This window comes from Geobacillus thermopakistaniensis (assembly GCF_000498995.1).
GTDB classification, from domain to species: Bacteria; Bacillota; Bacilli; order Bacillales; family Anoxybacillaceae; genus Geobacillus; species Geobacillus thermoleovorans.
This window is the reverse complement of sequence record NZ_AYSF01000004.1, coordinates 3,150-3,644: the sequence shown is the minus strand read 5'-3', so window position 1 is coordinate 3,644 and position 495 is coordinate 3,150. Positions and strand designations below refer to the sequence as shown.

Sequence of the window (495 nt, the reverse complement as noted above, 5' to 3'; positions counted from 1 at the left end):
GCTCGCACGCTGGAGTCGATCGTGGGGTATGCGGTCATGAGCCACGAGGCGATTCGCCAACTGGTGCTGGAGGCCTCTGTCTCGCTGCACCACCCTGTTTCCCAACGGCACGGCCGAGTGCTGTTTGTGGAGGCGGAAGGACTCTGTTTCCCGCCAGGGGAAAGGGAAACGGGCGAAAGAAGAGAAAATCCTGGCGATTCACGAGGGATGGAAACGAAACGGTTCGCAGCTCGAGCTGGTGAACCGGCGCTGCTGCCTCCATGAAGGGGCGGGAGACGTGTGGGAACGGTTTGAGGAGTGGCTGATGAACGAATATGCCTATGACCCGTGCCGGGACCTTTTGATCATCAACGGCGACGCGGCGTCGTGGATCACGGCCTGCCGGGAGTATTTTGGAAAGCGAGCCTGCTTTCAGCTGGATCGATTTCATGTGGCGCGGGAGCTGCGTCAGTGTCTGTCCGGCCATCCGCGTTGGCGGGAGGTGCGGAAGAAGCT

1 pseudogene is annotated in these 495 nt (G+C 60.8%); it reads left to right on the top strand.

Annotated elements, in window-relative coordinates:
- Positions 1-495: pseudogene (locus T260_RS1000000140120) on the top strand (UPF0236 family transposase-like protein); the annotation flags it as partial.